The organism is Phaeobacter sp. B1627, from assembly GCF_006265095.1.
Taxonomy (GTDB): Bacteria; Pseudomonadota; Alphaproteobacteria; order Rhodobacterales; family Rhodobacteraceae; genus Epibacterium.
Window position 1 is genome coordinate 253493 of record NZ_VCNK01000004.1, and the last position, 24370, is coordinate 277862.

The 24370-nt window shown below is 62.6% G+C and carries 25 protein-coding genes; 14 read left to right on the forward strand and 11 right to left on the reverse strand.

From position 1 onward, the window contains the following. Window positions 1-255: 255 nt before the first annotated feature. A complete protein-coding gene (glp, locus tag FGE21_RS03485) occupies window positions 256-1515 on the forward strand; it encodes a gephyrin-like molybdotransferase Glp (protein WP_139661678.1) in 1260 nt (419 codons plus the stop codon). A gap of 208 nt (window positions 1516-1723) precedes the next feature. On the opposite strand, the gene FGE21_RS03490 is transcribed toward glp, so the two are convergent. From FGE21_RS03490 to FGE21_RS03500, 3 genes are all read right to left on the reverse strand, one after another. Beyond that, window positions 1724-2755 (reverse strand): hypothetical protein, encoded by a 1032-nt coding sequence (locus tag FGE21_RS03490; protein WP_139661680.1) that lies wholly within the window; start codon window positions 2753-2755, stop codon window positions 1724-1726. 38 nt (window positions 2756-2793) lie between these two features. Continuing rightward, a complete protein-coding gene (gene greA / locus FGE21_RS03495) occupies window positions 2794-3264 on the reverse strand; it encodes a transcription elongation factor GreA (protein ID WP_139661681.1) in 471 nt (156 codons plus the stop codon). A gap of 311 nt (window positions 3265-3575) precedes the next feature. Further along, window positions 3576-3956 carry a VOC family protein gene (locus FGE21_RS03500; RefSeq protein WP_139661683.1) on the reverse strand — a complete coding sequence of 127 codons (381 nt, stop codon included), beginning with the start codon at window positions 3954-3956 and terminating at the stop codon, window positions 3576-3578. A gap of 107 nt (window positions 3957-4063) precedes the next feature. Between FGE21_RS03500 and soxR the strand changes: the two genes are divergently transcribed. From soxR to FGE21_RS03520, 4 genes are all read left to right on the forward strand, one after another. After that, window positions 4064-4519, forward strand: a complete 456-nt coding sequence (soxR, locus tag FGE21_RS03505; protein ID WP_139661684.1) for a redox-sensitive transcriptional activator SoxR — start codon at window positions 4064-4066, stop codon at window positions 4517-4519. A gap of 234 nt (window positions 4520-4753) precedes the next feature. Continuing rightward, the gene (locus FGE21_RS03510; protein ID WP_139661686.1) at window positions 4754-6403 is read left to right on the forward strand and encodes an electron transfer flavoprotein-ubiquinone oxidoreductase; all 1650 of its coding nucleotides are present in this window, start codon (window positions 4754-4756) and stop codon (window positions 6401-6403) included. Window positions 6404-6557: 154 nt separating this feature from the next. After that, entirely contained in the window at window positions 6558-8276 is a 1719-nt protein-coding gene (locus FGE21_RS03515; RefSeq protein ID WP_139661688.1) for a tetratricopeptide repeat protein, read from the forward strand. Next, window positions 8263-9087 carry a 4-(cytidine 5'-diphospho)-2-C-methyl-D-erythritol kinase gene (locus FGE21_RS03520; protein ID WP_139661689.1) on the forward strand — a complete coding sequence of 275 codons (825 nt, stop codon included), beginning with the start codon at window positions 8263-8265 and terminating at the stop codon, window positions 9085-9087. The genes FGE21_RS03515 and FGE21_RS03520 overlap by 14 nt, the downstream gene beginning before the upstream one ends. 41 nt (window positions 9088-9128) lie before the next feature. On the opposite strand, the gene FGE21_RS03525 is transcribed toward FGE21_RS03520, so the two are convergent. Further along, complete coding sequence (locus tag FGE21_RS03525; RefSeq protein WP_139662063.1) at window positions 9129-10127, reverse strand: polyprenyl synthetase family protein; 999 nt, start codon at window positions 10125-10127, stop codon at window positions 9129-9131. A gap of 57 nt (window positions 10128-10184) precedes the next feature. Here FGE21_RS03525 and FGE21_RS03530 point away from each other — a divergent pair, with 57 nt between their 5' ends. The 3 genes from FGE21_RS03530 (at window position 10185) to FGE21_RS03540 (ending at window position 11606) form a co-directional block, all read left to right on the forward strand. Next, window positions 10185-10406, forward strand: a complete 222-nt coding sequence (locus FGE21_RS03530; protein WP_139661691.1) for a DUF2007 domain-containing protein — start codon at window positions 10185-10187, stop codon at window positions 10404-10406. Further along, on the forward strand, window positions 10399-11187 hold the full coding sequence (locus tag FGE21_RS03535; protein ID WP_139661693.1) for a tRNA1(Val) (adenine(37)-N6)-methyltransferase: 789 nt from the start codon (window positions 10399-10401) through the stop codon (window positions 11185-11187). The genes FGE21_RS03530 and FGE21_RS03535 overlap by 8 nt, the downstream gene beginning before the upstream one ends. Before the next feature lie 251 nt (window positions 11188-11438). Continuing rightward, window positions 11439-11606, forward strand: coding sequence for a YdcH family protein (locus FGE21_RS03540; RefSeq protein WP_139661695.1), 168 nt, complete (start codon window positions 11439-11441; stop codon window positions 11604-11606). A gap of 303 nt (window positions 11607-11909) precedes the next feature. Here FGE21_RS03540 and FGE21_RS03545 read toward each other — a convergent pair whose 3' ends face one another. Continuing rightward, window positions 11910-12848: a transcriptional regulator GcvA gene (locus FGE21_RS03545; RefSeq protein WP_139661696.1), complete on the reverse strand. Its 939-nt coding sequence runs from the start codon at window positions 12846-12848 to the stop codon at window positions 11910-11912. 111 nt (window positions 12849-12959) lie between these two features. Between FGE21_RS03545 and FGE21_RS20005 the strand changes: the two genes are divergently transcribed. Then, window positions 12960-13109: a hypothetical protein gene (locus FGE21_RS20005; RefSeq protein ID WP_176695353.1), complete on the forward strand. Its 150-nt coding sequence runs from the start codon at window positions 12960-12962 to the stop codon at window positions 13107-13109. 109 nt (window positions 13110-13218) lie between these two features. Here FGE21_RS20005 and phbB read toward each other — a convergent pair whose 3' ends face one another. The 5 genes from phbB to FGE21_RS03565 form a co-directional block, all read right to left on the reverse strand. After that, complete coding sequence (phbB, locus tag FGE21_RS03550) at window positions 13219-13941, reverse strand: acetoacetyl-CoA reductase (protein WP_139662064.1); 723 nt, start codon at window positions 13939-13941, stop codon at window positions 13219-13221. Between the two features lie 215 nt (window positions 13942-14156). Continuing rightward, window positions 14157-15332 carry an acetyl-CoA C-acetyltransferase gene (locus FGE21_RS03555; RefSeq protein ID WP_139661698.1) on the reverse strand — a complete coding sequence of 392 codons (1176 nt, stop codon included), beginning with the start codon at window positions 15330-15332 and terminating at the stop codon, window positions 14157-14159. A 165-nt stretch (window positions 15333-15497) separates the two neighbouring features. Continuing rightward, window positions 15498-15626, reverse strand: coding sequence for a hypothetical protein (locus FGE21_RS20295; protein WP_255731330.1), 129 nt, complete (start codon window positions 15624-15626; stop codon window positions 15498-15500). 95 nt (window positions 15627-15721) lie between these two features. Continuing rightward, entirely contained in the window at window positions 15722-16561 is an 840-nt protein-coding gene (locus FGE21_RS03560) for an EAL domain-containing protein (RefSeq protein WP_139662066.1), read from the reverse strand. 146 nt (window positions 16562-16707) lie between these two features. Then, a complete protein-coding gene (locus tag FGE21_RS03565) occupies window positions 16708-17271 on the reverse strand; it encodes a TlpA disulfide reductase family protein (RefSeq protein WP_139661700.1) in 564 nt (187 codons plus the stop codon). 20 nt (window positions 17272-17291) lie between these two features. Between FGE21_RS03565 and argH the strand changes: the two genes are divergently transcribed. The 5 genes from argH to FGE21_RS03580 all read left to right on the forward strand — a co-directional run bounded on the left by argH (window position 17292) and on the right by FGE21_RS03580 (window position 23190). Continuing rightward, window positions 17292-18683, forward strand: coding sequence for an argininosuccinate lyase (gene argH, locus FGE21_RS03570; RefSeq protein WP_176695354.1), 1392 nt, complete (start codon window positions 17292-17294; stop codon window positions 18681-18683). Window positions 18684-18736: 53 nt separating this feature from the next. Continuing rightward, on the forward strand, window positions 18737-18913 hold the full coding sequence (locus tag FGE21_RS20010) for a hypothetical protein (protein ID WP_176695355.1): 177 nt from the start codon (window positions 18737-18739) through the stop codon (window positions 18911-18913). A gap of 53 nt (window positions 18914-18966) precedes the next feature. After that, the gene (locus tag FGE21_RS20300) at window positions 18967-19101 is read left to right on the forward strand and encodes a hypothetical protein (RefSeq protein ID WP_255731332.1); all 135 of its coding nucleotides are present in this window, start codon (window positions 18967-18969) and stop codon (window positions 19099-19101) included. Window positions 19102-19203: 102 nt separating this feature from the next. Further along, the gene (gene lysA, locus FGE21_RS03575) at window positions 19204-20469 is read left to right on the forward strand and encodes a diaminopimelate decarboxylase (protein ID WP_139661701.1); all 1266 of its coding nucleotides are present in this window, start codon (window positions 19204-19206) and stop codon (window positions 20467-20469) included. Between the two features lie 105 nt (window positions 20470-20574). Then, window positions 20575-23190, forward strand: a complete 2616-nt coding sequence (locus tag FGE21_RS03580) for a TIGR02302 family protein (protein ID WP_139661729.1) — start codon at window positions 20575-20577, stop codon at window positions 23188-23190. A gap of 195 nt (window positions 23191-23385) precedes the next feature. Here FGE21_RS03580 and FGE21_RS03585 read toward each other — a convergent pair whose 3' ends face one another. After that, a complete protein-coding gene (locus FGE21_RS03585; protein WP_139661732.1) occupies window positions 23386-24342 on the reverse strand; it encodes a zinc-ribbon domain-containing protein in 957 nt (318 codons plus the stop codon). Window positions 24343-24370: the final 28 nt, after the last annotated feature.

The window sequence follows — 24370 nt, forward strand, 5'->3', positions numbered from 1 at the left end:
CGCCAGATTGTCCGGGCTGCTGTTGGCCAAAGCGTCCGGACCTGCGGCGACATATAGCGCGCGGCCCGGTGTTCCGGTCTTTGGATCCGGTGTTCACCCCCGCAGGAGGCCGCCTGCCAGAGCGGTCGGCCGCAGCGGTTTGACCGCGTTGATACTGGACCTCCTTCGGGACTTTGTGGCAGAGCTGACGTTGAAATCGACCGCGCAGCTCTGTCGCAGATCGGCGGACGGGATGCCCGGAGTGGAGCCGACCCTATGACCCTGACGCCGCCGCCGCTCAGCAACGATTGTTTTGCCCTGCCACAGGGGGTGAACTGGACGCCGGTGGACCAGGCGCTGGCTCTGTTGCGGGATCGCCTGAACGTGGTCACCGGGACCGAAATGGTTCCGTTGTCCGCGGCGCTTGGCCGGGTGCTGGCGGTTGATGTCGCGGCGCAGCGCTCGCATCCGCCCCTGCCCAATACTGCGGTGGATGGATATGGCTTTGCCGGTGGCAGGCCTGCCGGGCCGCATGTGCTGCCGTTGGTGCCGGGGCGTGCGGCCGCCGGGGTGCGCCATGATCTCGCCGTGCCCGAGGGCGCTGCTATCCGGGTTCTGACGGGCGCGGCCTTGCCCGATGGGGTCGATACGGTGATCCTTGAGGAAGACGTGCGCTGCGATGGCGCCCAGATCGCCTTCAACGGTCCCCTGAAGGCGGGAGCGAACACCAGGCAGGCGGGCGAGGATGTGGTGGCGCAGGACGTGATCCTGCGCGCTGCCCGGGTCGTGACGCCTGCCGATCTGGCGCTGGCGGCTGCGACAGGGCTGAACCAGATGTGCGTGCGCAAACGGCTCAGGGTGGCGGTGATTTCAACCGGAGATGAGCTGGTGGAGCCGGGGCAGGGCGCGGCGCCGGGACAGATCTTTGATGCCAATCGACCGATGTTGCTTGGTCTGATCGATGAATTCGGCTTTGCGGGCATCGATATGGGGCGGGTTGGCGATGACCGGGACGCGCTGCGGACGGCACTGGACGAGGCCGCAGGCCGGGCGGATGTGATCCTGACCAGCGGCGGTGCCTCCGCCGGGGATGAGGACCATGTCTCGGCGCTGCTCCGGCAGGCCGGGGCGATGCAACAGTGGCGCATCGCATTGAAACCCGGACGCCCGCTGGCCTTGGGAATGTGGCAGGACACACCAGTGTTCGGGTTGCCGGGAAATCCGGTGGCGGCGCTGGTCTGTTCACTGATCTTCGCGCGCCCGGCGATGGGGCTGATGGCCGGGGCAGGCTGGTCGGAGCCATTGGGGTTCAGCCTGCCTGCTGCCTTTCGCAAGCGCAAAAAGGCCGGACGGCGGGAATATCTGCGTGCCCGGGTGCGGGACGGCAGGGCAGAGGTCTTCGCATCCGAAGGGTCGGGCCGGATCTCCGGGCTGAGTTGGGCCGAGGGGCTGGTGGAGTTGCCCGACGGCGCCGTGGAGATTGAACCGGGGGACAGCGTCCGGTTTTTTCCCTACACGAGTTTCGGGCTAAAATAGCAGCGATTGCATCCCTGCGCCCCCCCCTATGCGCTCCCCCTATGTGCCGCCCTGTCTGCGCCTGCCAGAAGGGACCCAGAAGGAACCCGGCCTCCGCCAGCGCCCGAAGGGCGCCGGGCCCAACGGGAAGAGGCGCCCTTCGGGCGTCGATGACGGGCGGGAGCGCTCCCCCCCGTCGGCCAAGGGATCCGAGCAAGAGATCCAAGCGCTAGTCGAAGGTGCCTGCGACGCGGCCCAAGAGCATGAAAGCGCGCGCCGTGCGTGTATCGCTGAGGGCCGAGATTTCCGCATCAGAGGCCTCGGCTTCGAACCGGGTAAACATCTGGTCGAAGCGCCGCAGGAAATGATGTGCGGAATCGCGAAAAATCGGATCCTGTCTCATCCGCGCAGAGGACAGCGCCAGCGAGCTGCGGTCCCGGATGCCGCCGAGTGCCGCCACGGCCCGACCTCTGGCGCCATGGGCAAATTGCCGCCAGATATCAGGCCTGGCTCGGTCGGGACGCAGATCATCCATATAGATCCCCTCCTGACTGAGAAGTGTGAGGACGTCCTGCGCCGCGCGGATCACCTGAGCCGTGTGCCGGTCCTTGAGCGCCAGCCGCAGAGAGACAAACCCCTCTTCGTCCTCGGATGTTTCCGGGAAATTCAACGCGCGGATGAAATGCTCGTTGGACAGCGGTGGCGACATATCCTCGGCCGGGGTGCCAAGCTGCAACGTGCCCTGGTCGGCCACGGCTTCCATCGCCTTTGACGGTATCGCCAGCCGTTCCGGGCTGCGCCGGCTGGTCTGGAATGTGGCCAGCACGGTTTCCGTCTTGCGCGCCGTTTCCGCTATTTCGTCGAGCTTTTTTGTGACCGAGGGTTCGCTCACCACAGCCGCGGCCTGGGTGTGGGCCAGATACATGTGGCGCAGGCTTGAGATCGCCGCGTGCAGCCGTTCGGTTTCCTCCCGCATGACACGGGAGGCGCGCAGCGCGATCGCGGCCACAACCAGCATCAAAACCGGCATCATCGCGGCCAGAACCCGGACCAGCGGCGCGTTCCATTCGCTCGACATCGCGGCCTGCGGTGCCAGCACATAGAACGCAACCACCCCCAGCGCCCAGAGAGCGCCAAGCGCGAGCGCAACGACTTCGGGCAGCCCGAGGGGCGCGCGTGCGCTGCTGTCAAGCTCGGGCAAGGCCATACCGGTCTGTCTGGTGGCAGCCGATGTGTCCCTGTCGGTGGAGTCGCTGGTCATGTTCTGCCCGCTATGTCATTGGCAACGTATTGCTTTGCTCAGGCGTAGATGATCTTGAGGATCTCGTAGGACCGTTCGCCGCCCGGGGTACGCACCTCTACACTGTCGCCTTCTTCCTTGCCGATCAAGGCGCGTGCGATGGGGGATTTCACATTCAGCAACCCGGCTTCGATGTTGGCTTCATGCTCGCCGACGATCTGCCAGGTCTTCTCGTCCTCGGTGTCTTCATCAACGACAGTGACACGCGCACCGAACTTGATTGCGCCGGACAGTTTCTTCGGGTCGATCACATCAGCCAGCGACAGGATGCCTTCGAGCTCCTTGATCCGGCCTTCGATGAAGGACTGTTTCTCACGCGCGGAGTGATATTCGGCGTTTTCCGACAGATCACCCAGTTCACGTGCCTCGGCGATGGCTGCGATGATGGCAGGGCGCTCCACGCTCTTGAGGGTCTTCAGTTCTGCTCCCAGGGCCTGAAAGCCCGCGGGCGTCATCGGGATCTTGTCCATGGTCTTGTCCGCTTTCGTCTGGTCGTTTTTTGTTTGCTCGGGTCTATTGAACGCCGCCGCCCCGCCGCGGAGAGCAGCGGGGCGAGCCGTCGTGTTGGCAGTTACCAGACCCAATCGCGGACGTAATTGCAAGGGGGCTAGGTGTGATCCGCGAGGTTTTGCTGCCTGTCGCCTGTGTTTCACAGGGTCACCTGTGTCTCCGGGGGCGTGGTGCAGATGGGATCAGCGATGATCTGAACCGCGCGTGGTTCAGTCGATGGTATCCGAAATCGCGGGTCAGATGCCATGGGTATGCCACCCGCAACATCACCTCAATCATATTGCACCAACTCGTATTCCACGAGGTTCTCATCCCGGAAATAAAAGCGTCGGCCGGGTTCGTAATCGCCGTGGTTCATTGGCGTGAAACCGGCCTCCTTTACCGCTGTTTCGGCGCGATCGAGATCTTCCACGATCAGGGCGATATGGTTCAGCGCGCCTTTGGCCGAGTAGGGCGGGGATGGATCGGCCAGCGGTCTGGCAGGGGCGTAGAGTGCGATATAGCTGTCCTTGTTGCCCACGTGCACGGAGTAGCCGCCATTGATCGCAGGCCCCTGCCAGCGGAGGCGCCAGCCAAAGATCTTTTCCATCCAGGCAGCAGTTCTGTCGGGGTCAGAGACGCAAAGATTCGCATGTTCGAGAATAGCAGTCATGTCAGGGCTCCTTTTATCTTGCCTGAGGGGAGCGTAATTTCTAAACCTAACTTGAGCTCAAGCTATTTTTTGCACTTTGCAACGCCCTGTCGGGCGAGGGGGATTGCGTGGCGTCATCACATGGATTGTCGATTGGCTATCTGGCAGAGCGGACGGGACTGGCGGTCTCGGCCATCCGCTATTACGAGGCACAGGGCCTGTTGGAGCCCTGGCGCAATGCCGGCGGTCAACGCAGGTTTCACCGAGCGGACCTCCGTCGCCTCAGTTTCGTGATGATCGCGCAGAAGTTCGGCTTCACCCTGCCGGAAATCCGCGAACAGCTGAGCAGCCTGCCCGGCAACCGAACGCCGACCAAAGAGGATTGGGCGCGTCTGTCCGAAGGGTTCCGCGTGCATCTGGATGCCCGAATCGCGACGTTGGAAAAACTGCGCAACGATCTGGATGGCTGCATTGGCTGCGGATGCCTGTCACTGCCGTCCTGTGCGCTCTACAATGCGGGGGATCGGGCCGCAAAAAAGGGACAGGGGCCACGGTATTTGATGGGCGACAGTCCCGGCACTTGACACCTCTGTCGATACGCGCCGTTATTCGCGCCTCAGATGGCGAAAACCGCAGGTTGCCTGTCGCATTTTCGGTTCTGTCTGGGAACCTACGTAGGGTATGGATTGACCTCTCCATGCTGCACCAGCTAAGCAACCGCGCAAGAATGTTGCGCTCATCCGCATGCGCATTTCATTTGCGCCAAATAGCCAGGGACCTGACGCGCGGGTCCACACGATAGCCAAGGAGCACCTCGAATGGCCGATATTGAACGTGAAGCAATGGAATACGACGTTGTGATCGTCGGAGCCGGCCCGGCCGGACTGTCGGCCGCAATCCGCCTGAAGCAGCTGGATGCTGACCTTCAGGTCGTGGTCCTGGAAAAAGGGTCAGAGGTGGGCGCACATATCCTGTCGGGGGCGGTATTGGACCCCTGCGGGTTGGACGCGCTGATGCCGGACTGGAAGGAAAAAGGCGCGCCGCTGAATGTGCCGGTCAAGGACGACAAGTTCTATATGCTGGGCGAGGCGGGCGAAATCCGCATCCCGAATGCGCCGATGCCGCCTTTGATGAACAACCACGGCAACTACATCGTGTCCATGGGCAACGTTTGCCGGTGGATGGCCGAGCAGGCCGAGGAGCTGGGGGTCGAGATCTTCCCGGGCATGGCCTGTTCCGAGCTGGTCTATGGCGATCACGGCGAAGTCAAAGGCGTGGTGGCCGGTGTCTTTGGCCTGGAAGAGGACGGATCCTACGGTCCGGACACCGAGCCGGGGATGGAGCTGCATGGCAAATATGTCTTCCTGTCCGAAGGGGTGCGGGGCTCCCTGTCCAAGGAGGTGATCGCGAAATACGGTCTGTCAGACGGCAAGGAAGTGCAGAAATACGGCGTCGGCATGAAAGAGATCTGGGAGATCGATCCGGCCAAGCACAAGGAAGGCTCTGTCACCCATACGATGGGCTGGCCTCTCAACGCCAACGCGGGTGGCGGGTCATTTATCTACCACCTTGAAAACAATCAGGTCTATGTGGGGTTCGTGGTGCATCTGAACTACAAGAACCCGCATCTCTACCCCTATATGGAATTCCAGCGGTTCAAGCACCACCCGATGGTCGCCGACCTGCTGAAGGGCGGCAAACGCGTCGCCTATGGCGCGCGGGCGATTACCGAAGGTGGCTATCAGTCGATGCCCAAGCTGACCTTTCCGGGCGGGGCGCTGCTGGGCTGTTCTGCGGGCATGGTCAACGTGCCCCGCATCAAGGGCAACCACAACGCCATGCTGTCGGGCAAAGCTGCGGCCGAGGCCGCCTACCGGGCAATACAGGCGGGGCGCACATCGGATGAGCTGACGGATTATGAATCCGAGGTCCGCGAAGGGGCCATCGGCAAGGATCTCAAACTGGTGCGCAACGTCAAACCAATGTGGTCCAAATGGGGGCTCGTGGCCTCATTGGCCTTCGGTGGCCTCGACATGTGGACCAACACGCTGTTCGGCTTCTCGCTCTTCGGGACCCTTGGGCATGGCAAGAACGACGCTGAATCCACCGAGCCCGCGGATCAGCATGCGCCGATCGAGTATCCGAAACCCGATGGGGTCTTGTCCTTTGACCGGCTGACCAACGTGTCCTTTGCCGCGACCAACCACGAAGAAAGCCAGCCCTGCCATTTGCGTCTGGGCAACAAGGATGTGCCGATCTCGGTCAACCTGCCCCAATTCGACGAACCGGCGCAGCGATACTGCCCCGCGGGTGTCTACGAAGTGGTGGAAAAGAACGGCGCGCCCGAGTTCGTGGTGAACTTTCAGAACTGCGTCCACTGCAAGACCTGCGATATCAAAGATCCTTCGCAGAATATCACCTGGACCACACCTCAGGGCGGCGACGGTCCCAACTACGGCAACATGTAGGCGCGAAAATCGCCTTCGGGCGGGCAGAGCTGCGAATATGGCCAAATTGACGGGGCGCCTTTCGGGGCGCCCCATTGCGGTTTGCAGGTCTGGGGGCTAGGCTCTCAGCCAGACTGTGACAGACCTTTTTCCGACCTTGCTGGGGAGTACCCTCGTGCCCGTTTCCTATCTCCGGACTCTGACCTGCGCGGCGGCGCTGTTTATGGCCACTGGCCCCGTGGCCCTGGCGGAGGGGCTGGCCGGTGCCTATCTCGCGGGGCGTGCTGCGACCTACGACAATGATTTCGCCGCCTCGGCGCAGTATTATACCCGGGCGCTGGTGCGGGATTCCCAAAACGCGACGCTGATGGAAAACCTGCTTTATGCGCAGTTGGCGCTGGGCGAGGTCAGGGCGGCCCTGCCGGTCGCGCAGCGGATGTGGGAACAGGGCGCACGGAGCCAGGTTGCCAATATCGTCATGGCGGGAAATTTTGCGCTGCAGGACGATTATGACGCCCTGCTGAGCCGGGATGTCGCGCAATTCGAGATCAGCCCGCTGGTTGACGGTCTGCTGAATGCCTGGGCCTATATGGGGCAGGGCGCGGTGTCTCAGGCGCTTCAGCAATTCGACCAGGTGGCGAAACAGGACGGGTTGCAGTTCTTTGCGACCTATCACAAGGCCTTGGCGCTGGCCTCGGTGGGTGACTATGAGGGGGCGGAGGCGCTGTTTTCGGCCAATGGCGGTCAGCTGGGCCGCTCTTCCCGCCGCGCCGCTATTGCCCGTGTGCAGATCCTGTCTCAGCTCGGGCAGAATGACGCGGCCCTGACGGTTCTGGTGGACAGTTTCGGAGCGGGGTTTGACCCGGCCCTGACCGATCTGGCGGACCGCCTGTCTGCGGGTGAGGCGACGCCTTTCACCGTCGCAGCCAGTCCGCGCGCAGGTATGGCGGAGGTGTTCTACAGCCTCGGGCAAGCGCTGTCCGGAGAGGCGGCGAATGACTATGTGCTGATGTATGCCCGTATGGCATCGGTGCTGAGCCCGGATCATATCGATGCTGTCCTGCTGAGCGCGGGCCTCTTGGATCAACTGGGCCGGTATCAGCTGTCGATTGCCACGTATAAACAGGTTCCGCGCGACCATCCTGACTTCCACGCGGCCGAATTGGGCCGGGCCGAGGCGCTGCGCCGGGCCGCCAATCCTCAGGCGGCGGCAGAGGTTCTGGAGCAGCTGGCGCGCGATTTCCCCGAGCATCTGGCGGTGCATGTGGATCTGGGGGATCTGATGCGCCAGCAGGAAGATTATACAGGTGCTGTTGCTGCCTACAATCGGGCGCTGGATCTGAGCGAGCCGGATGCGCAAAATCGCTGGTTCCTGCTCTACGCCCGCGGCATCTGCAACGAGAGATTGAAGAACTGGGAGGCCGCAGAGGCTGATTTCCGGGCCGCGCTTGTGATTGATCCGGATCAGCCGCAGGTGCTGAACTACCTTGGGTATTCACTGGTTGAGCGCGAAGAAAAGCTGGACGAAGCGCTGGCGATGATCGAACGCGCCGTCAGCGCCCGCCCGGAAAGCGGCTATATCGTTGATTCGCTCGGCTGGGTTCTGTACCGGCTGGGCCGCTATGATGACGCTGTCGGACATATGGAGCGCGCGGTCGAGCTGATGCCGGTCGATCCGGTGGTCAACGATCACCTCGGCGATGTCTATTGGGCGGTCGGCCGCCGTCTGGAAGCCGAGTTCCAGTGGAAACGGGCGCTGTCCTTTGTCGACCCCGAAGATACCGATGCCGAGGCGGACCCGGTTCGGATCCGCCGTAAACTGGACGTCGGACTGGACCTGGTTTTGTCCGAGGAGGGGGCCCCGCCGCTGAAGGTCGCCAATGACGACAGCTGAGATCTTTGCCCCGGCCAAGATCAACCTGACCCTACATGTGACCGGACGCCGGGACGACGGGTATCATCTGTTGGACAGTCTGGTGGCCTTTGCCTCCATCGGGGACCGGCTGCGGATGACGCCCGGTGCCGGCCTGTCGCTGGAGGTCACGGGCCTATTCGCCGGGGGGGTTCCAACGGATGCGCGCAATCTTGTCTGGCAGGCGGCAGAGGGAGCCGGCTGGCAGGGGCATATTGATCTCGACAAGCGGCTGCCGCATGGCGCAGGCATCGGAGGGGGGTCCTCGGATGCGGCCGCCTTGCTGCGTGCCATGATCGACGAGGGGGCCGCGATCCCCGAGGCGTTGCCTCTGTCGCTGGGGGCTGATGTGCCGGTCTGCCTGGCTGCGCGGGCCTCAAGAATGCGTGGGATCGGCGAAGAGATCACGGCCTGCGCGGTGCCCAAACTGCCCGCTCTTTTGGTCAATCCCGGGGTCGCGGTGCCGACTGGAGCGGTGTTTTCATCGCTCGGTACAGCAGACAATGCCGCCATGCCCGAAAGCCTGCCCGCCTTTCGCAGTCCGGAAGATTGTGCACAGTGGTTGCGGACACAGCGCAACGATCTGGAGCCACCGGCCATCAAGGTGGCGCCGCAGATCGCGCGGGTGCTGTCGGATCTGCGTGGCACCCGCGACGTGCTGATGGCCCGGATGTCCGGGTCCGGATCAACCTGTTTCGCGCTCTACCCCAGCCTCAAGGCGGCCCATTTCGCCGCCTATGAGATCGGAACCGCCCAGCCCGACTGGTGGTGTGTCGCAACCGAATTGACATGAGGCCCGCATAGCGGGACCCGGTGTCGTGATCTTGCCCGGCCTCAGTTGAGGCGGGACACCACGTAATCTGCCAGCTCGATCAACAGCGTGCGGATCGGATGGTCGGGAAGGGCGTCGAGCGTGGCTTTGGCCTTGGCGGCCCAGCGGAAGGCATCGGCGCGGGTCGCGTCCAGAGCGGCGTATTTCGCCATCAGAGCCAGCGCGTGCTCCAGATCGCCGTCTTGCTGCCGACCCTTTTCGATGGTGCGGACCCAAAAGGCGCGCTCCTCATCGGTTGCCTGCGCGACCGCCTTGATGACCGGGAGCGTCAGCTTGCGCTCGCGGAAATCATCGCCGACGTTCTTGCCGGTTTGGGCCGCATCGCCCTGATAATCCAGCAGATCATCGGCGATCTGAAACGCGATCCCGAGCGCATCCCCATAGTCAAACAGGGCTTTGACCTGCTGCTCTTCGGCGGCGGCAATGACACCCCCCACCTGGGTCGCTGCAGAAAACAGCGCCGCAGTCTTGCCACGGACCACCTGCAGGTAGATCTCTTCGGTGGTGCGCAGATCGGTGGCGGCGGTCATTTGCAGCACTTCGCCTTCTGCAATGGTGGCAGAGGCATTGGCCAGGATGTCCAGCACCCGCATATTGTCGGTATCCACCATCAACTGGAAACTGCGGGCAAAGAGATAGTCGCCAACAAGCACGGAGCTTTTGTTGTCCCACAACAAATTTGCCGTCGGCCTGCCCCGCCGTTGGTTGCTCTCATCCACCACATCATCATGCAGCAGGGTGGCGGTATGAATGAATTCGACTGTGGCGGCGAGTTTTAGGTGATGTTCGCCGGTATATCCACACATCCGGGCAGCTGCGAGCGTCAGCATCGGCCGCAGGCGCTTGCCCCCGGCCTCCACCAGATGGGCGGTCACCTCGGGGATGCGGGGCGCGTGTTCAGAGGCCATCCGCTCGCGGATCAGAAGGTTCACTGCCTCCAGCTCATCCGCAAGGGTCGCGGCCAGCATTTCATGGGGCTTCTGCGTCATCACCTGGTTCATCACATTCCCGACTGCAAGGCTCGACAAGACCCCGGTCTTGCCCTTAGATCCGTGTATATGAAGGAACTTCTGCGTAGCAACGACCCGACGATCCTCGCCTTTGCCTCCGCCCTTCTTAACGGGGAGGGTATAGACTGCTTTGAAATGGACGTAAATATGAGCGTGCTGGAAGGTGGGATCGGAATATTTCCGCGTCGTCTGCTGGTGCATGCGGATGATCTGGCCGCGGCGCGCCGGGCGATGCAGGATAATGATCTGCCGGTCTCGGATCATGGCTGATCCGGATGGCGCGCAGTTCCCCCCCGAGACGCTGAGCCAGGACGGGTTTCTCGGCGGCCGCATCACGTTATTGCAGCCGCGAAAAGGATACCGCGCCGGGGTTGATCCGGTCTTGCTGGCGGCTGCTGCCAATGCGCGGCCCGGGCAACGGGTGCTGGAGTTGGGCTGCGGTGCGGGACAAGCCATGCTGTGCCTTGGGGCACGGGTGGCAGATCTGTCCCTGACCGGCGTTGAATTGCAGGCGCCATATGCCGATCTGGCGCGCCAAAATGCCGCAGCGAATGGCTTTGATGCGACGATCTGGACTGCCGATCTCGCCAATCTCCCCGACGAGCTCCGCAGGCAGAGCTTTGATCACGTGATTGCCAACCCGCCCTATTACCGCGCCGGTGCCCATAGTCAGGCGCAGGACGCGGGCCGCCGCACCGCGCTTGGCGAGGGAACGCCATTGGAGCTGTGGATCGACATCGCCGCTCGCCGATTGGCGCCGAAGGGCTACCTGCACATGATACAGCGGGCGGATCGGCTTCCGGAAATGATGAATGCCGCCGCGCGCCGTCTGGGCTCGGTCGAGGTGATGCCGCTTGCGCCCAGAACGGGACGCGCGGCCGAGCTTGTCATTCTGCGGGCGCGCAAGGGGGGGCGAGCAGCATTCCGGTTGCACGCGCCGCTGGTCATGCATCACGGAGACAGCCACAGCAGCGATTGTACGGACGATTACAGCCCTGCCGTGCGCGCCGTTTTGCGCGCGGGCGCCGCGCTGCCCTGGCCCAAACTCTGATCCGCCGCTTTGGCGAAGCAGGTGGGGCAAGCTGCCTGTGGAGATGGCGCTTTGCGCTGCCTTTGCGAAAGTGGCGGTCGCGCCGTCCTCATGTCGCCTGTCTCGACGCCGCCACCGGCGGGAAATGGCCAAAAGATCCAATTTGCAGGAAAGAACCTGCAGAAACTATGCGACTGCAGCGTGACAGGTTGAAGTGGCTGTGCTCCAATCACTATGTTGATCGCATCAAGCTTTGAAGAAGGAGGAATGACATGAGCATGAGCTCGCATCTTACCGAATTGAAGAAGAAGCACGAGCACCTGAGTTTCACAGTCGAACGGGAAGAGCGCTCCCCGGCTACGGACCGAATGCACATCAAATCCCTCAAAAAGGAAAAGCTGCGTCTGAAGGACGAAATCGAACGGCTGACGCATTCCTGAAATCGCGCGCCTGCCGCAGTCCTGACCACGAAGGGCTGCCACAGTCCGGAACACTGGGGCTGACGCAGTCTTGAAAATGGCGAATGCACGGGCCGGCCTGAGCGGCCACCTGACTGATACCGCGCCACCGATGTCGCCCCACCGATGCCAAGCCGGAGGGCGCCTCCGCACCATCCGGAGCACCATCCTGAGGCAATGAAAAACCTGATTGAACGAGGCTCTGCATGGCGCAGGGCCTCTTTTCATATATGGGCCGTGATCGAAGCGCTCCTGAGCACCGGTCCGAGGCCGTGGTCCGCGCCGCTACAGATTCTGAACGGGAATGATTTCGAAGTCGTCCCACATATGTGCTGTCTTTTCGATCTCGGCAAAGAACCACTCGCGAAAGGCCTTGATCTGCGGCCGCGCCTCGCTGCCGGGCAGGCACAGGAACCGGAATCGTGCCTCAGTTTCGATTGCAGTTTTAAAGGGCGCGACAAGGCGGCCTTCCTGCACATCTTTGATGATCATTGGTCGCCGTCCCAGGGCGACACCGAGGCCCGCACAGGCGGCATCGATGGCGTGGTCTGCGTTGGAAAAATGGGTGCCAGACCCGGGGGTGAACTCCAATCCCATTGCTTTGAACCAGGCCGGCCAATCACAGGGAGGCGACAGGAAGGAGATCGAATCGTCATAAATCAGCGGTGCCGCGCGCAGGCTTTCCGGCGTCGGGTATTGAGCAGATAGATCCGGGGTCATCACCGGTGTCAGCCACTCGGCGCGGGCGGGGAGGGACACCAGACCCTCATCACTGCCATAGCCAAAGCGGATCGCGACATCCACGCCATCCCGTTGCAGATCCACGTTGCGCAACGTCGCCGAGAAACGCAGGTCAATCTCCGGGTGGCTGCGCGCAAAATCATAGAGCCGGGGCGCGAGCCATTTCGCCGTGAGGGCCGGGCCTGCCGTTACCGTCAGCGAGGTCGTGTCGAGGACCCGGCGCGCTTGTTGCCAGGCGGCACTCAATGCCCGAAATCCATCCTTTGCACCTGGGGCCAGGGCTGTCCCCGCTTCGGTCAGCTCAACGGCCCGGTTCAGGCGGCGAAACAGCGGCGCACCAAGATGTTCTTCGAGCGACTTGATCTGGAACGACAGGGCGGCGGGCGTCACGTTCAACTCTTCTGCGGCCTTGGCAAAAGACATGTGGCGTGCAGCCGCGTCAAAGGCGCGCAAGGCGGTAAGAGGGGGGAGGCGTTCTGGCATCGTCACACAAGTAATACTTAACTGAAGGCGTGAAAAGTCTCGTTTGTCGATATCCAGCCAAAAGCGCATATTGGCATCAGATCAGAGGCGCTAAACTGAAAGGTGGCCAGGATGCTTGAATATACTGCAACAGCCGACGTGAAACGGGGCCTCGCCCGCGCCCACGAAGAGCGTGCGCAGGTGCTGCGGGTCTTCTTCAGCTGGATGTTTGCCCGCCGCCGTGTCGAGACGCCGGATCTGAGGGTTTCCCGCTGGGCCTGAGCGCGCAAGGCACTTACGGGATTACAAAAAGGGCCGGTCTGTTCAGATCGGCCCTTGCTGTTTGTCTCTGAGGGTGCCGGATCAGCGATGTGTCAGGCGAATAGATGTGTCAGGCGAAAAACTGGGCGCCGTTGGCAGAGATCGTCGAGCCATTGATGAAAGACGCGTCGTCAGAGGCAAGGAAGGCCACGCAACGGGCGATTTCTTCGGGTTCGCCCAACCGCCCCGCCGGGATCTGCCCGATGATCGATTCGCGCACTTTTTCCGGCACTGCCATCACCATTTCGGTGGCGATGTATCCGGGGCAGACGGCATTGGCGGTAATGCCCTTGGCCGCGCCTTCCTGAGCCAGAGAACGCACAATGCCAAGGTCACCTGCCTTGGTTGCGGCGTAGTTGACCTGAGCGAATTGCCCCTTCTGGCCGTTGATCGACGATATCACGATGACACGACCGAACCCGCGTTCACGCATGCCCGGCCAGACCGGATGCACCGTATTGAATACGCCGGTCAGGTTGGTGTCGATCACCTGCTGCCATTGCTCGGGCTGCATTCGATGGAACGGTGCATCACGCGTAATGCCCGCATTGGCGACGACGATATCAATTGGGCCCAAGTCCGCTTCGACCTGCGCAATGCCGGCCTTGCTTTCCTCGTAGTTGGCCACGTCCCACTTGTAGGTCTTGATCCGGGTCTCTTCGGTGAACTGTGCGGCGGCGGCGTCATTGCCTGCGTAGGTGGCAGCCACCTGGCAGCCCTGCGCTTGTAGCGCTTTTGAAATAGCTGCGCCAATACCGCGCGATCCGCCGGTCACAAGAGCTATACGAGCCATAAGGGGTCCTCCAACTTCTTTTCCCTGTTCCTCAGTAATCTTATTGCACATGCGGGGCCGCAATAGAAATAAAATGTCATCGATGGTTTTCACCTGCAGCATTGGTGTGCAGGTACGGTGATCTCACAACACTAAACCACAGATTGTAAAGGGGAAAGGAAAAGAAAAAGGGCACCCGTGGGCGCCCTGAATCCTGCTGCCTAAGATCGGCCCGCTCAGGGCCGTTCGACACACATGGCGACGCCCATGCCACCACCGATGCACAGCGTTGCGAGGCCTTTTTTGGCGCCGCGGCGTTTCATTTCAAACAGGAGGGTATTCAGCACCCGGCAACCGGACGCGCCGATGGGGTGGCCAATGGCAATGGCGCCACCGTTCACATTCACGATCTCAGGGTCCCAGCCCATGTCCTTGTTCACGGCACAGGCCTGTGCGGCGAAGGCTTCATTGGCTTCGACGAGATCCAGATCGTTGACGCTCCAGCCGGCTTTCTCCAGAGCCTTGCGGGAGGCATAGATCGGACCGACGCCCATGATGGCCGGGTCCAGACCCGCCGTGGCGTAGGATGCAATACGGGCCAGCGGCTCAATGCCACGCTTTTCCGCGTCGTCGGCACTCATCAGCAGGGTGGCTGCAGCACCATCATTGAGGCCGGAGGCGTTGGCTGCCGTGACCGACCCATCCTTGGTGAACGCGGGGCGCAATTTCTGCATGGCTTCCATCGTGGCGCCGTGACGGATGTATTCATCCTGATCCACGGTGATATCGCCCTTGCGGTGCTTGACCACGAATGCCGCAATCTCATCCGCGAATTTACCAGCCTTTTGAGCGGCTTCGGCTTTGTTCTGCGAGGCGACGGCAAATTCGTCCTGCATATCGCGAGAGATCTGCCATTTCGCGGCTACGTTTTCGGCGGTCTGCCCCATGTGGTAGCCGTTGAAGGCATCCCACAGCCCGTCGCGGATCATGGTGTCGATGTAGGACATATCGCCCATTTTGTGACCGCTGCGCAGGTTGGCGGCATGGGGGGACAGGGTCATGTTTTCCTGCCCGCCCGCGCAAACGATCGCCGCATCGCCGAGCTGAATATGCTGGGCGCCAAGGGCAACGGCGCGAAGGCCGGAACCGCAGACCTGATTGATCCCCCAGGCCGCGCTTTCCTGCGGCAGGCCTGCGTTGATATGGGCCTGACGGGCCGGATTCTGGCCTTGCGCGGCGGTCAGAACCTGACCCAGAATGGTTTCCGAAACTTCGGATTTGTCGATGCCCGCGCGTTCTACGACGGCTTTAAGCACTGCGGCACCCAGGTCATGGGCAGGCGTGGTGGCGAACGCGCCGCCAAAGCTGCCGACGGCGGTGCGGGCGGCGGATGCGATTACTACGTTGGTCATGCGGTGGATCCTTTGCAAAAATGCGGAAACGCCGACGTGCGGGGTACGCTAGCGCCGACCCTGTCGTGCGACGTCTCCTCCCTTTCCTCCTTGGGGATAGCTGACGGATGCACCTGCGGCAACTGTTCCTGTCAACTCTGAGGTGAATCGCGGCAAAAATGCAGATCAGGGACAGGCGGGCGCGTTGACCGCAATGGGATCCGAAACAATGCCCGCCATGAGAGCGCCTGCCATGAGAATGCCGGACATGAGAGTGCCTGCCATGAGAGTGCCGGCCGCGACAGTGCCCGTCATGAAAATGCCCTCCACCAAATAGTGAAGGGCCGAGACTTGCGTAACGGGCAGGGAAATTGACCGGGCGCTGTGACGATGCCGCGCGAAAAACGGGGCTAGGCTCGGGCCCGGGCCCCGTCTTCCTCCTGCCACGGAGGCGTGATGCTTGGCGCGCCATAGAGGAACCCCTGCAGGCAATCCACACCGGCCTCAATCAGGAAGTCGGCGTCCTCTTGCCGTTCCACCGATTCCGCGACGATGAACATGTCGAACTGCTTGGCGATTGCCACCAGCGCAAGAATCACCGCCTGATTGTCGTGATTGGAGTGCACGCCGCGCACGAACTGCCCATCGATCTTCACCGCGTCAAAGAAGAAGTCCCGGAAATGTGCGATAGCAGTGGTGCCGGCGCCAAAGTTGTCGAGGGCAAAGGCAATGCCGTGCTGCTGCATCTGATCCATGAAGTCGATGACCAGTTCGGGAGCGGCCATGGCGGAGGCTTCGGTGATCTCAAGCACCAGCCGTTCACCAAGGAACCGGTCCCGGGCCAGGAAGCGTTCGAGCACCTTCAGCCACTGGCTGTAGCCGATGGAGCGCGCCGACATATTGATGGACAGGCGGACGTTTGGATTGCGCTGCAGGACCTGCAGGCCTTGCTCCAGGGCGAGGCAGTCGAGCTTGCGCCCCAGCTCGCGCTCTTCGATGACGTTCATGAATTCGCGCGCCGGGATAATTCTTCCGGTCGCGTCCATGACCCGGATATAGCCCTCATAGAAGGCTATCGTCTCTGGCGAGTGACTCTGCACGATTGGTTGATAAGCCAGAAGCGTCTGGTCGTGCTTGACTGCTTCTGCCACCATGTCCACGACGTTGCGGTCGCGGGCGACAATCGCCGCAGAGAGTGGGTTTTCCGCCCCTTCCGGGATGTCGGTTTTCCAGAAATGCCGTTTTTTCACCTTCTCAGCCCCATCGGTTTGCAGCACCCGTTTGGTACGAGCGCGTCCGAGTTGTCCATTGACCATACATTCTCTGAAAAGGGTTGCGTGGGGATTAACGGGCGAATTTTATTAAATGCCTGTTCCGGGTGATGCGCGGCGCAGTTTCAGGATCCCGCGATCAATGCGGAAATCACCGCTCTGGCGCTCTCGGACCCCCAGTCGGCCTCACCACGTAACCGCCCGATTTCATGACCTTCCGGGTCCAGAATTACCGTAATCGGCAGCCCGAATACGGCCATGTCGCGCGCCACCGCTCCTTTTGGATCCTGATGACGGGGCAGGTTGGACACACCGATTTCATCAAAGAACTTTCGGATCCCTGCAGGCGCGTTGCGCCCCGATGCAAGCGTCAAAACTTCGAAATTGTCACCACCGAACTCGGTTTGCAGGGCCGACAACATCGGCATTTCCTTGCGGCAGGGCGCACACCACGTGGCCCAGAAATTCAGCAGCACATATTTGCCCTGATAGTCTGCCAGAGTTGCGGTACCTGCATCATCAGCCAGATAAAAAGCGGCCTCGGACGCGGGTTTTGATGCTGAATGAAGCACGAGCTTCTTCATATCGCCGTCCCGCAGGGCTTTGACGGCATCGAGATCGGCCGCAAAGGTGGCGTTTGCACCCAGAGCAAGGGCCATATAAAGGGAAAGCAGACGAACAAGACGCATTTTATCTCCAGGGTTGGGCCATGACAGACAAGACCTCGAACCAGATGTGGGGCGGCCGCTTTGCCGCAGGACCGGACGCGATCATGGAGGCGATCAATGCCTCGATCGGGTTCGACCAGCGCATGGCGGCGCAGGATATTGCAGGTTCGCGGGCTCATGCGGCGATGCTTGCCGCGACCGGTGTGATTACGGATAATGATGCGGAGGCGATCCGTGAAGGGCTGCTCACCGTTTTGTCAGAGATTGACAGCGGCAATTTCACCTTTTCCACCGCGCTCGAAGATATTCATATGAATGTCGAAGCGCGCCTGAAGGAGATCATTGGCGAACCGGCCGGGCGGCTCCATACGGGCCGGTCCCGCAACGATCAGGTCGCGACGGATTTCAAACTTTGGGTGCGCGATCAACTCGATGCAGCCGCCAGCGGGCTGGAAGTGTTGATCAAGGCGCTGCTCGATCAGGCCGCAGCGGGAGCCGATTGGGTCATGCCCGGTTTCACGCATCTGCAGACCGCGCAGCCGGTGACCTGGGGCCATCACATGATGGCCTATGTCGAAATGTTCGGCCGGGACCTGAGCCGGGTCCACGACGCCCGGGCGCGGATGAATGAAAGCCCGTTGGGCGCTGCGGCGCTGGCGGGGACATCCTTCCCGATCGACCGCGACATGACGGCAAAAGCACTGGGGTTCGACCGCCCGGCGGCGAACTCGCTGGACGCGGTCTCTGACAGGGATTTCGCGCTGGAGTTCCTGTCTGTTGCCTCCATCTGCGCCATGCACCTGAGCCGCTTTGCCGAAGAGCTGGTGATCTGGTCGTCGGCGCAATTCCGCTTTGTGACCCTGTCGGATCGTTTCTCCACCGGTTCGTCGATCATGCCGCAGAAGAAAAACCCAGATGCGGCCGAACTGATTCGTGCCAAGGTGGGGCGCATTTTCGGGGCCAATACCGCGCTGATGATGGTGATGAAGGGGCTGCCGCTTGCCTATTCCAAAGACATGCAGGAGGACAAGGAGCAGGTCTTTGATGCGGCTGACAACTGGATGCTGGCTCTGGCTGCCATGTCAGGCATGGTCAAGGACATGACCGCCAATCGCGACAGTCTTGCTGCCGCTGCGGGCTCCGGGTTTTCGACCGCCACCGATCTGGCGGACTGGATGGTGCGTGTTCTGAAGGTGCCGTTCCGGGATGCCCATCACGTGACCGGTGCACTGGTCGCCATGGCCGAGGCACGCGGCTGCGATTTGCCGGACCTGAGCCTTGCGGACATGAAAAGCGTGCATGAGGGCATTTCAGACGATATCTTCACGGTGCTGGGTGTCGAGAATTCGGTGAATTCACGTCTGTCCTATGGCGGCACCGCGCCGGAGCAGGTCCGCGCCCAGGTGGCGCGGTGGAAAAAGACCCTCGGCTGACGCCCGGGGGGCGACCGCAGATCCGGCAGGCAACCACATGGAGGAGAAATGACATGGCCCGTGTTTTGATCGTTCTGGGTGTTTTGGGGGCGCTGTCGGCCTGTGGTGTCGATGGCGAGCCCGTGCGACCGAGCCTGAACGCGGGGCTGGGTATTTCCGGCAGCGGCATTCACCTCGGGGGGGCGGTTGGCCTCAGCAAAGGTCCGGTCACCGTGAGCGTCGGCCTGTGATCCGGGCCTTTGCCTGCTTGCGGAGGGCGCCGACGCGGGGATGTTGCCTGCTTGTGGCGCTGCTGATGGTGGCCGGCTGTGACGGGGTCGCACCGCGGTCCGGTCGCGTGGCGGTGCCCGAAGGCGAGACCGGCACCGGGCTTCACCTGTCTGGCGAGGTCCAGGCGGGCCTGGTCTGGCATGACTGACGCGGGATGATCCAGGCCTCTCGCTGATCCGATTGTACCAGTGGGACGCCGGATGGTCGGAATCAATTGATCCACCCGCCGGTTTTGCCCTAAACGCGATCCATGGATCATTTTCTCTATCGTGATGGCGCACTGTTCGCCGAAGACGTCCCCGTTGCCGAAATTGCGGCTGCGGTGGGCACGCCGTTCTACGTCTATTCCACTGCGACCTTGTTACGTCACTATCGCCTGTTTGACGAGGCGCTGGAGGGGACCGAGCATCTGGTTTGCTACGCCATGAAGGCGGCCTCCAATCAGGCGATCCTGAAGACGCTGGCCGAGGCCGGAGCAGGCATGGATGTGGTCAGCCAGGGTGAGTATCTGCGCGCAAAGGCGGCGGGTGTGCCGGGGGAGCGGATCGTGTTTTCGGGCGTCGGCAAGACCGCCGATGAAATCCGCACCGCGCTGAGCGGTGGCCTGCGGCAATTCAACGTCGAATCCGAGCCGGAAATGGAAGTGATCAACGCTGTTGCGCTGGAGCTCGGAGTGGTTGCTCCGATCACTGTGCGCGTCAATCCGGATGTGGACGCCAAGACGCATGCCAAGATCGCTACCGGAAAGTCCGAGAATAAATTCGGCATACCGATTTCGAGGGCACGCGAGGTCTACGCGCATGCGGCAAGCCTGAAGGGGCTTGATGTGATTGGCATCGACGTGCACATCGGCTCGCAGCTCACCGAGCTGGACCCCTTCCGCCTTGCCTATCAGAAGGTTGCGGAGCTCACCGAAGTTCTGCGCGCGGATGGCCACGACATTCGCCGTCTCGACCTTGGAGGCGGCTTGGGCATCCCCTACACGCGTTCGAACGAGGCACCGCCCCTGCCGGTTGAATACGGCCAGTTGATCAAGGATACGCTGGGGCACCTGAACTGTGAGATCGAGATCGAGCCGGGCCGTCTGATCGCTGGCAACGCCGGATTGATGGTGTCCAGGGTGATCTATGTGAAACATGGCGAGGACCGGGATTTCCTGATCCTCGACGGGGCGATGAACGATCTGATCCGTCCGGCGATGTACGATGCCCATCACGATATTGTTCCCGTGATAGAACCCGCCCCCGGCACCGAACCGCATCGCTATGACATCGTTGGTCCGGTCTGCGAGACAGGCGATACCTTTGCCAAGGAGCGGGTGATGCCGCCTCTCGGCGCCGGTGATATTGTCGCCTTCCGCGGCGCCGGGGCCTATGGGGCCGTGATGTCCAGCGAGTATAATTCGCGCCCCCTCATTCCGGAGGTTCTGGTGCATGGCGATCAATTTGCGGTCATCCGCCCGCGTCCGACCTTTGACGAAATGATAAACCGCGATACCATACCGGAGTGGCTGTAACGCCCGGTCTGCGTCAATCGGCGCAGGCGTCGGCGCTGCAGTGGCCTTGAGGGCGGGGGGCATTCCCCCGCCGGCTGGCCCACAGGCGCGCGGAGGCAAAGCGGAATGACCCCAACCGACCCCCCCGACAAACCCGTCGCGGAGACCTCCGTCAGCGGAGCGCATGCCCTGTCTGCTCTGAGGCGGGCGCTGATGCTGACCCGGGTCGGGATGGCGGCAGAGCGGGTCTGGCGTGCCTTCTGGCCACTGTTGACAGTAGTCTGTCTGGCCATTGGCGCGGTGCTTCTGGATCTGCAAAACGCGCTCCCGGTCGAAGGCGTCTGGGCGCTCGCGGGGCTGACTCTTCTGCTGGGGCTCGGGGCGCTGGTGCTTGGCATGCGGCGGTTTCGGTGGCCGCGTCGGGCCGAGGCGATCACGCGGCTGGATGAGACCCTTCCGGGCCGCCCGATTGCGGCGGTGTTGGATCGGCAGGCTTCCGGCGCTGGCGATCCGGCCTCTGCGGCGCTGTGGCAGGTTTATCAGGACCGCATGACGGCCCGCGCGGCCACAGCCCGCGCCCCGGGCCCGAACCTGCGGATTGCCGACCGGGACCCCTATGCGCTGCGCTATGTGGCATTGCTGGTCCTGATTGTCGGGGTGCTCTTTGGGACCGGTTGGCGGGCGGGGACTGTCTCCGACCTGATGCCGGGGCCTGGCCATGCGGACCTGGGCGGTGCCACCTGGGAGGGCTGGGTCGAGCCGCCCCGATACACCGGCCTGCCGACGCTCTATCTGGGCGACATGACGGATGACACATTGCGGGTGCCGGAAAACAGCAAGATCACCCTGCGGTTCTACGGTGAACCCGGGGATTTGGCCTTGGCGGAAACGGTCTCCGGCCCCGGCGACGAAACACCAGCCGAAGGCGCGGCGGATCATAGCTTTGCCGTTGTGCAGGCCGGCGATCTGGCCATCGAGGGGACCGGTGGACGCAACTGGCGGATCGAGGTGATTACAGACGCAAGCCCGCATGTGGTGATCACCGGCGATCCGGACCTGTCGACGGATGGCACCATGACGCTGCCGTTCAATGCCTCGGACGACTATGGCGTGGTCGGTGGCAGCGTCGTGATCGCACTCGACATGCCTGCAGTGGACCGTCGTCACGGGTTGCAGACGGCGCCGGATGCCCGCGAACCGATCGAACTGGCGCTGCCGCTGGCGCTGACGGGGGACCGGCGGATTTTCAGCGAGGCATTGGTGGAGGATTTTGCCTCGCACCCATGGGCCAATATGCCGGTGATCTACAGCATCCGGTCCGAAGATGCGGCGGCGCAGCTCAGCCCGGTGGCGACGCTGGCGGCACCGCTGACGGCGCGGCGGTTCTTTGATCCGGTGGCGGCGGCGCTGATCGAACAGCGGCGGGATCTCTTGTGGGCGCGGGGCAATGCGACGCGGGTGGCGCAAATTCTGCGCACGCTCTCGCACCGGCCGGAGGATGTTTTTCACGACAGCGGCCAGTATCTTCAGCTGCGCACGATCCTGAAAGGGCTGGAACGCTATGCGGCGGCCGAGGGCGGTCTGGGGCAGACGCATCAGGAGGAGATCGCGGCGGCGCTGTGGGACCTGGCAAAGCAGATCGAAGAGGGAGACGTGGGCGACGCGCTGGAGCGGATGCGTCAGGCGCAGGAGCGGCTCAGTCAGGCGATGCGGGACGGCGCCAGTGAGGAGGAAATTGCCCGTCTCATGCAGGAGTTGCGGGACGCCACACAGGACTACATGCGCCAATTGTCACGGCAGGCCGAATCAGAAGCCGGCGAAGAGGGCCAAAGCGAAGGTCAGCAAAACAGTATCCAGCTCAGCCAGTCCGATTTGCAGGCCATGATGGACCGCATTCAGGAGTTGATGGAGCAAGGCCGGATGGCGGAGGCCGAACAGGCTCTGCAGGAATTTCAGCGGATGATGGAAAACCTGCGCATGACGCAGGGCCAGGCCGGACAAGGCAGCAGCCCGGGTCAGCAGGCGATGGATGGGCTGGCGGAGACATTGCGCGACCAGCAAGGCCTGTCAGATCAGGCCTTCCGCGACCTGCAGGAACAGTTCAATCCGAATGCGCAACGGGGCGAGAGCCAGGGCAATGAGGGGCGCAACGGCGGTCAGGGCCGCGGCCAAAGTCACGAAGGTGGCTCCGGTGCGGATGGCGCCCCGGGGGGCGAGGAGCAACAGGGCGGCAGCGCTGAGCCCTCTCCCGGCGATCTCGCGGGCCGCCAAAGGGCGCTGCGGGAAGAGCTTGAGCGGCAACGGGATGGCTTGCCGCTGGGCGGGGCCGAGGGCGAGGCCGCGCGCAATTCACTGGATCAGGCTGACCGGGCCATGGAGGGGGCCGAACAGGCCTTGCGCGATGGCGATTATGCCGAGGCGATCGACCGTCAATCCGAGGCAATGGAGGCCCTGCGGGACGGGATGCGGGCGCTTGGCGAAGCGATGGCCGAGCAGCAGCAACAGGGCCAACAGCCCGGCGACAATCAAGGCAACAGCAACCGGCAGGGCAACGCATTGGATCCGCTCGGTCGCAGTCGGAACGGGCAGGGCAGCGACGCCTACAACAGCGACGCTCTGGACAGCGGCAATGCGCGCCGCCGCGCCTGGGATCTGTTGGAGGAAATCCGTCGCCGCGCCGGAGAACGCGACCGCAGCGACAGCGAGCGCGACTATCTCAATCGCCTGTTCGTCCCGTTCTGATCGAAGTGCCAGTTCTGACCGGAGTTCCAAAGGATGACCCATAGCGGAGAACATGCCGCACTCAGATATTTCCGCACGTCAATGGGCCGGCTCCGTGGAACAGTCCCGTGGATCAGTCCCTTGGGACAATCCTGTAGTGCGGTTCCGTGGATCAGCTCTATGGGTCCGCTCCGTGGATCGAGCCTGCGCTGGCGGCTACTCTGCCGCCAGCGCCTTCGCCTGTGCGTCGAGCCATATCCGGCCGTGGTCAACCCAGGCAACATAGGCGCTGATGTAGGGATCTGCCTGCGGCACCCGTTCTGCAATGTCGGGGGCATGGGTGTAGATCAGGATCGCGGCCACCATCAGCACGACCATCAACAAAAGGCCGCGCGAAAAGCTCGACTTGCGCGGTCGCTTCGTTTCAGACGCTTGCCGGGTCGCGTTGCGCTCTCCGACGGCCAGTCCGGGGTTGATGTCCTCGATATCCGGCAAGAGACCGCGGCGGGAGCCGGGTTCCACAGAAGGCGGCGTATGTAGCCCGTCCGGCTGTGCGGCGAGCGTCTCTCCGCGCATGCGGGCCATCCGGTCCTGCGCTTGGCGCGCGCGCCGCGTCGATTCAGTATCAGAGGGCGCGTCCAGCCCCATCTCGGTCTGAGTCTCCAGCCCCTCCCGGCCCGATCGCAAGGCGGCCTCGCGCATGGCTTCTTCGCGCAGGACCTTTGAAACATCCGGATCAAGGCGACGTTTCACGGGCTCGTTCGCGGCTGTTTCCACGGCTGAGGGTGCCTCGTCGGCGGCGTCTTTCTCTTCCGGTGCTTCCGCCTCGGGCTCTTCTGGCACATCAGGGGCAGGTTCGGCTGATATGTCCTCGTCCTCGACATGGTCCGGACCGGCACTCACGGTTTCCTCGGCGACAACAAAGGAGGCCGCGCTGCTCATTTCTTCTGCGCCATGGGGCAGTGGCGGCTCGGCGTGCGGCGGAGGCGCCGCTTCGCCTTCGTCACCGGCAGGGGCCTCTGGTGTGGCCAGTGCCTGCTGCGCCAGCATTCGGGCCGAGGATTGGAACCAGGTATCGCCGCAATTGGAGCATTGGACGTCTCGCCCTTCGTCGGGGATCACATCCTCGGGCACCTCATACTGTGCGCCGCAATTGGGGCAAATCAGTCTCATCCGATCTCCTTGGCGGGCTGAGCGGCCG

Bases quoted from the DNA above. Each gene is read 5' to 3' on its own strand.
- glp (WP_139661678.1), top strand. From the start codon at position 256: ATGACCCTGACGCCGCCGCCGCTCAGCAACGATTGTTTTGCCCTGCCA.
- FGE21_RS03490 (WP_139661680.1), bottom strand. From the start codon at position 2,755: ATGACCAGCGACTCCACCGACAGGGACACATCGGCTGCCACCAGACAG.
- greA (WP_139661681.1), bottom strand. From the start codon at position 3,264: ATGGACAAGATCCCGATGACGCCCGCGGGCTTTCAGGCCCTGGGAGCA.
- FGE21_RS03500 (WP_139661683.1), bottom strand. From the start codon at position 3,956: ATGACTGCTATTCTCGAACATGCGAATCTTTGCGTCTCTGACCCCGAC.
- FGE21_RS03510 (WP_139661686.1), top strand. From the start codon at position 4,754: ATGGCCGATATTGAACGTGAAGCAATGGAATACGACGTTGTGATCGTC.
- FGE21_RS03520 (WP_139661689.1), top strand. From the start codon at position 8,263: ATGACGACAGCTGAGATCTTTGCCCCGGCCAAGATCAACCTGACCCTA.
- FGE21_RS03525 (WP_139662063.1), bottom strand. From the start codon at position 10,127: ATGAACCAGGTGATGACGCAGAAGCCCCATGAAATGCTGGCCGCGACC.
- FGE21_RS03530 (WP_139661691.1), top strand. From the start codon at position 10,185: ATGAAGGAACTTCTGCGTAGCAACGACCCGACGATCCTCGCCTTTGCC.
- FGE21_RS03535 (WP_139661693.1), top strand. From the start codon at position 10,399: ATGGCTGATCCGGATGGCGCGCAGTTCCCCCCCGAGACGCTGAGCCAG.
- FGE21_RS03540 (WP_139661695.1), top strand. From the start codon at position 11,439: ATGAGCATGAGCTCGCATCTTACCGAATTGAAGAAGAAGCACGAGCAC.
- FGE21_RS03545 (WP_139661696.1), bottom strand. From the start codon at position 12,848: ATGCCAGAACGCCTCCCCCCTCTTACCGCCTTGCGCGCCTTTGACGCG.
- FGE21_RS20005 (WP_176695353.1), top strand. From the start codon at position 12,960: ATGCTTGAATATACTGCAACAGCCGACGTGAAACGGGGCCTCGCCCGC.
- phbB (WP_139662064.1), bottom strand. From the start codon at position 13,941: ATGGCTCGTATAGCTCTTGTGACCGGCGGATCGCGCGGTATTGGCGCA.
- FGE21_RS03555 (WP_139661698.1), bottom strand. From the start codon at position 15,332: ATGACCAACGTAGTAATCGCATCCGCCGCCCGCACCGCCGTCGGCAGC.
- FGE21_RS20295 (WP_255731330.1), bottom strand. From the start codon at position 15,626: ATGACGGGCACTGTCGCGGCCGGCACTCTCATGGCAGGCACTCTCATG.
- FGE21_RS03565 (WP_139661700.1), bottom strand. From the start codon at position 17,271: ATGCGTCTTGTTCGTCTGCTTTCCCTTTATATGGCCCTTGCTCTGGGT.
- argH (WP_176695354.1), top strand. From the start codon at position 17,292: ATGACAGACAAGACCTCGAACCAGATGTGGGGCGGCCGCTTTGCCGCA.
- FGE21_RS20010 (WP_176695355.1), top strand. From the start codon at position 18,737: ATGGCCCGTGTTTTGATCGTTCTGGGTGTTTTGGGGGCGCTGTCGGCC.
- lysA (WP_139661701.1), top strand. From the start codon at position 19,204: ATGGATCATTTTCTCTATCGTGATGGCGCACTGTTCGCCGAAGACGTC.
- FGE21_RS03580 (WP_139661729.1), top strand. From the start codon at position 20,575: ATGACCCCAACCGACCCCCCCGACAAACCCGTCGCGGAGACCTCCGTC.
- FGE21_RS03585 (WP_139661732.1), bottom strand. From the start codon at position 24,342: ATGAGACTGATTTGCCCCAATTGCGGCGCACAGTATGAGGTGCCCGAG.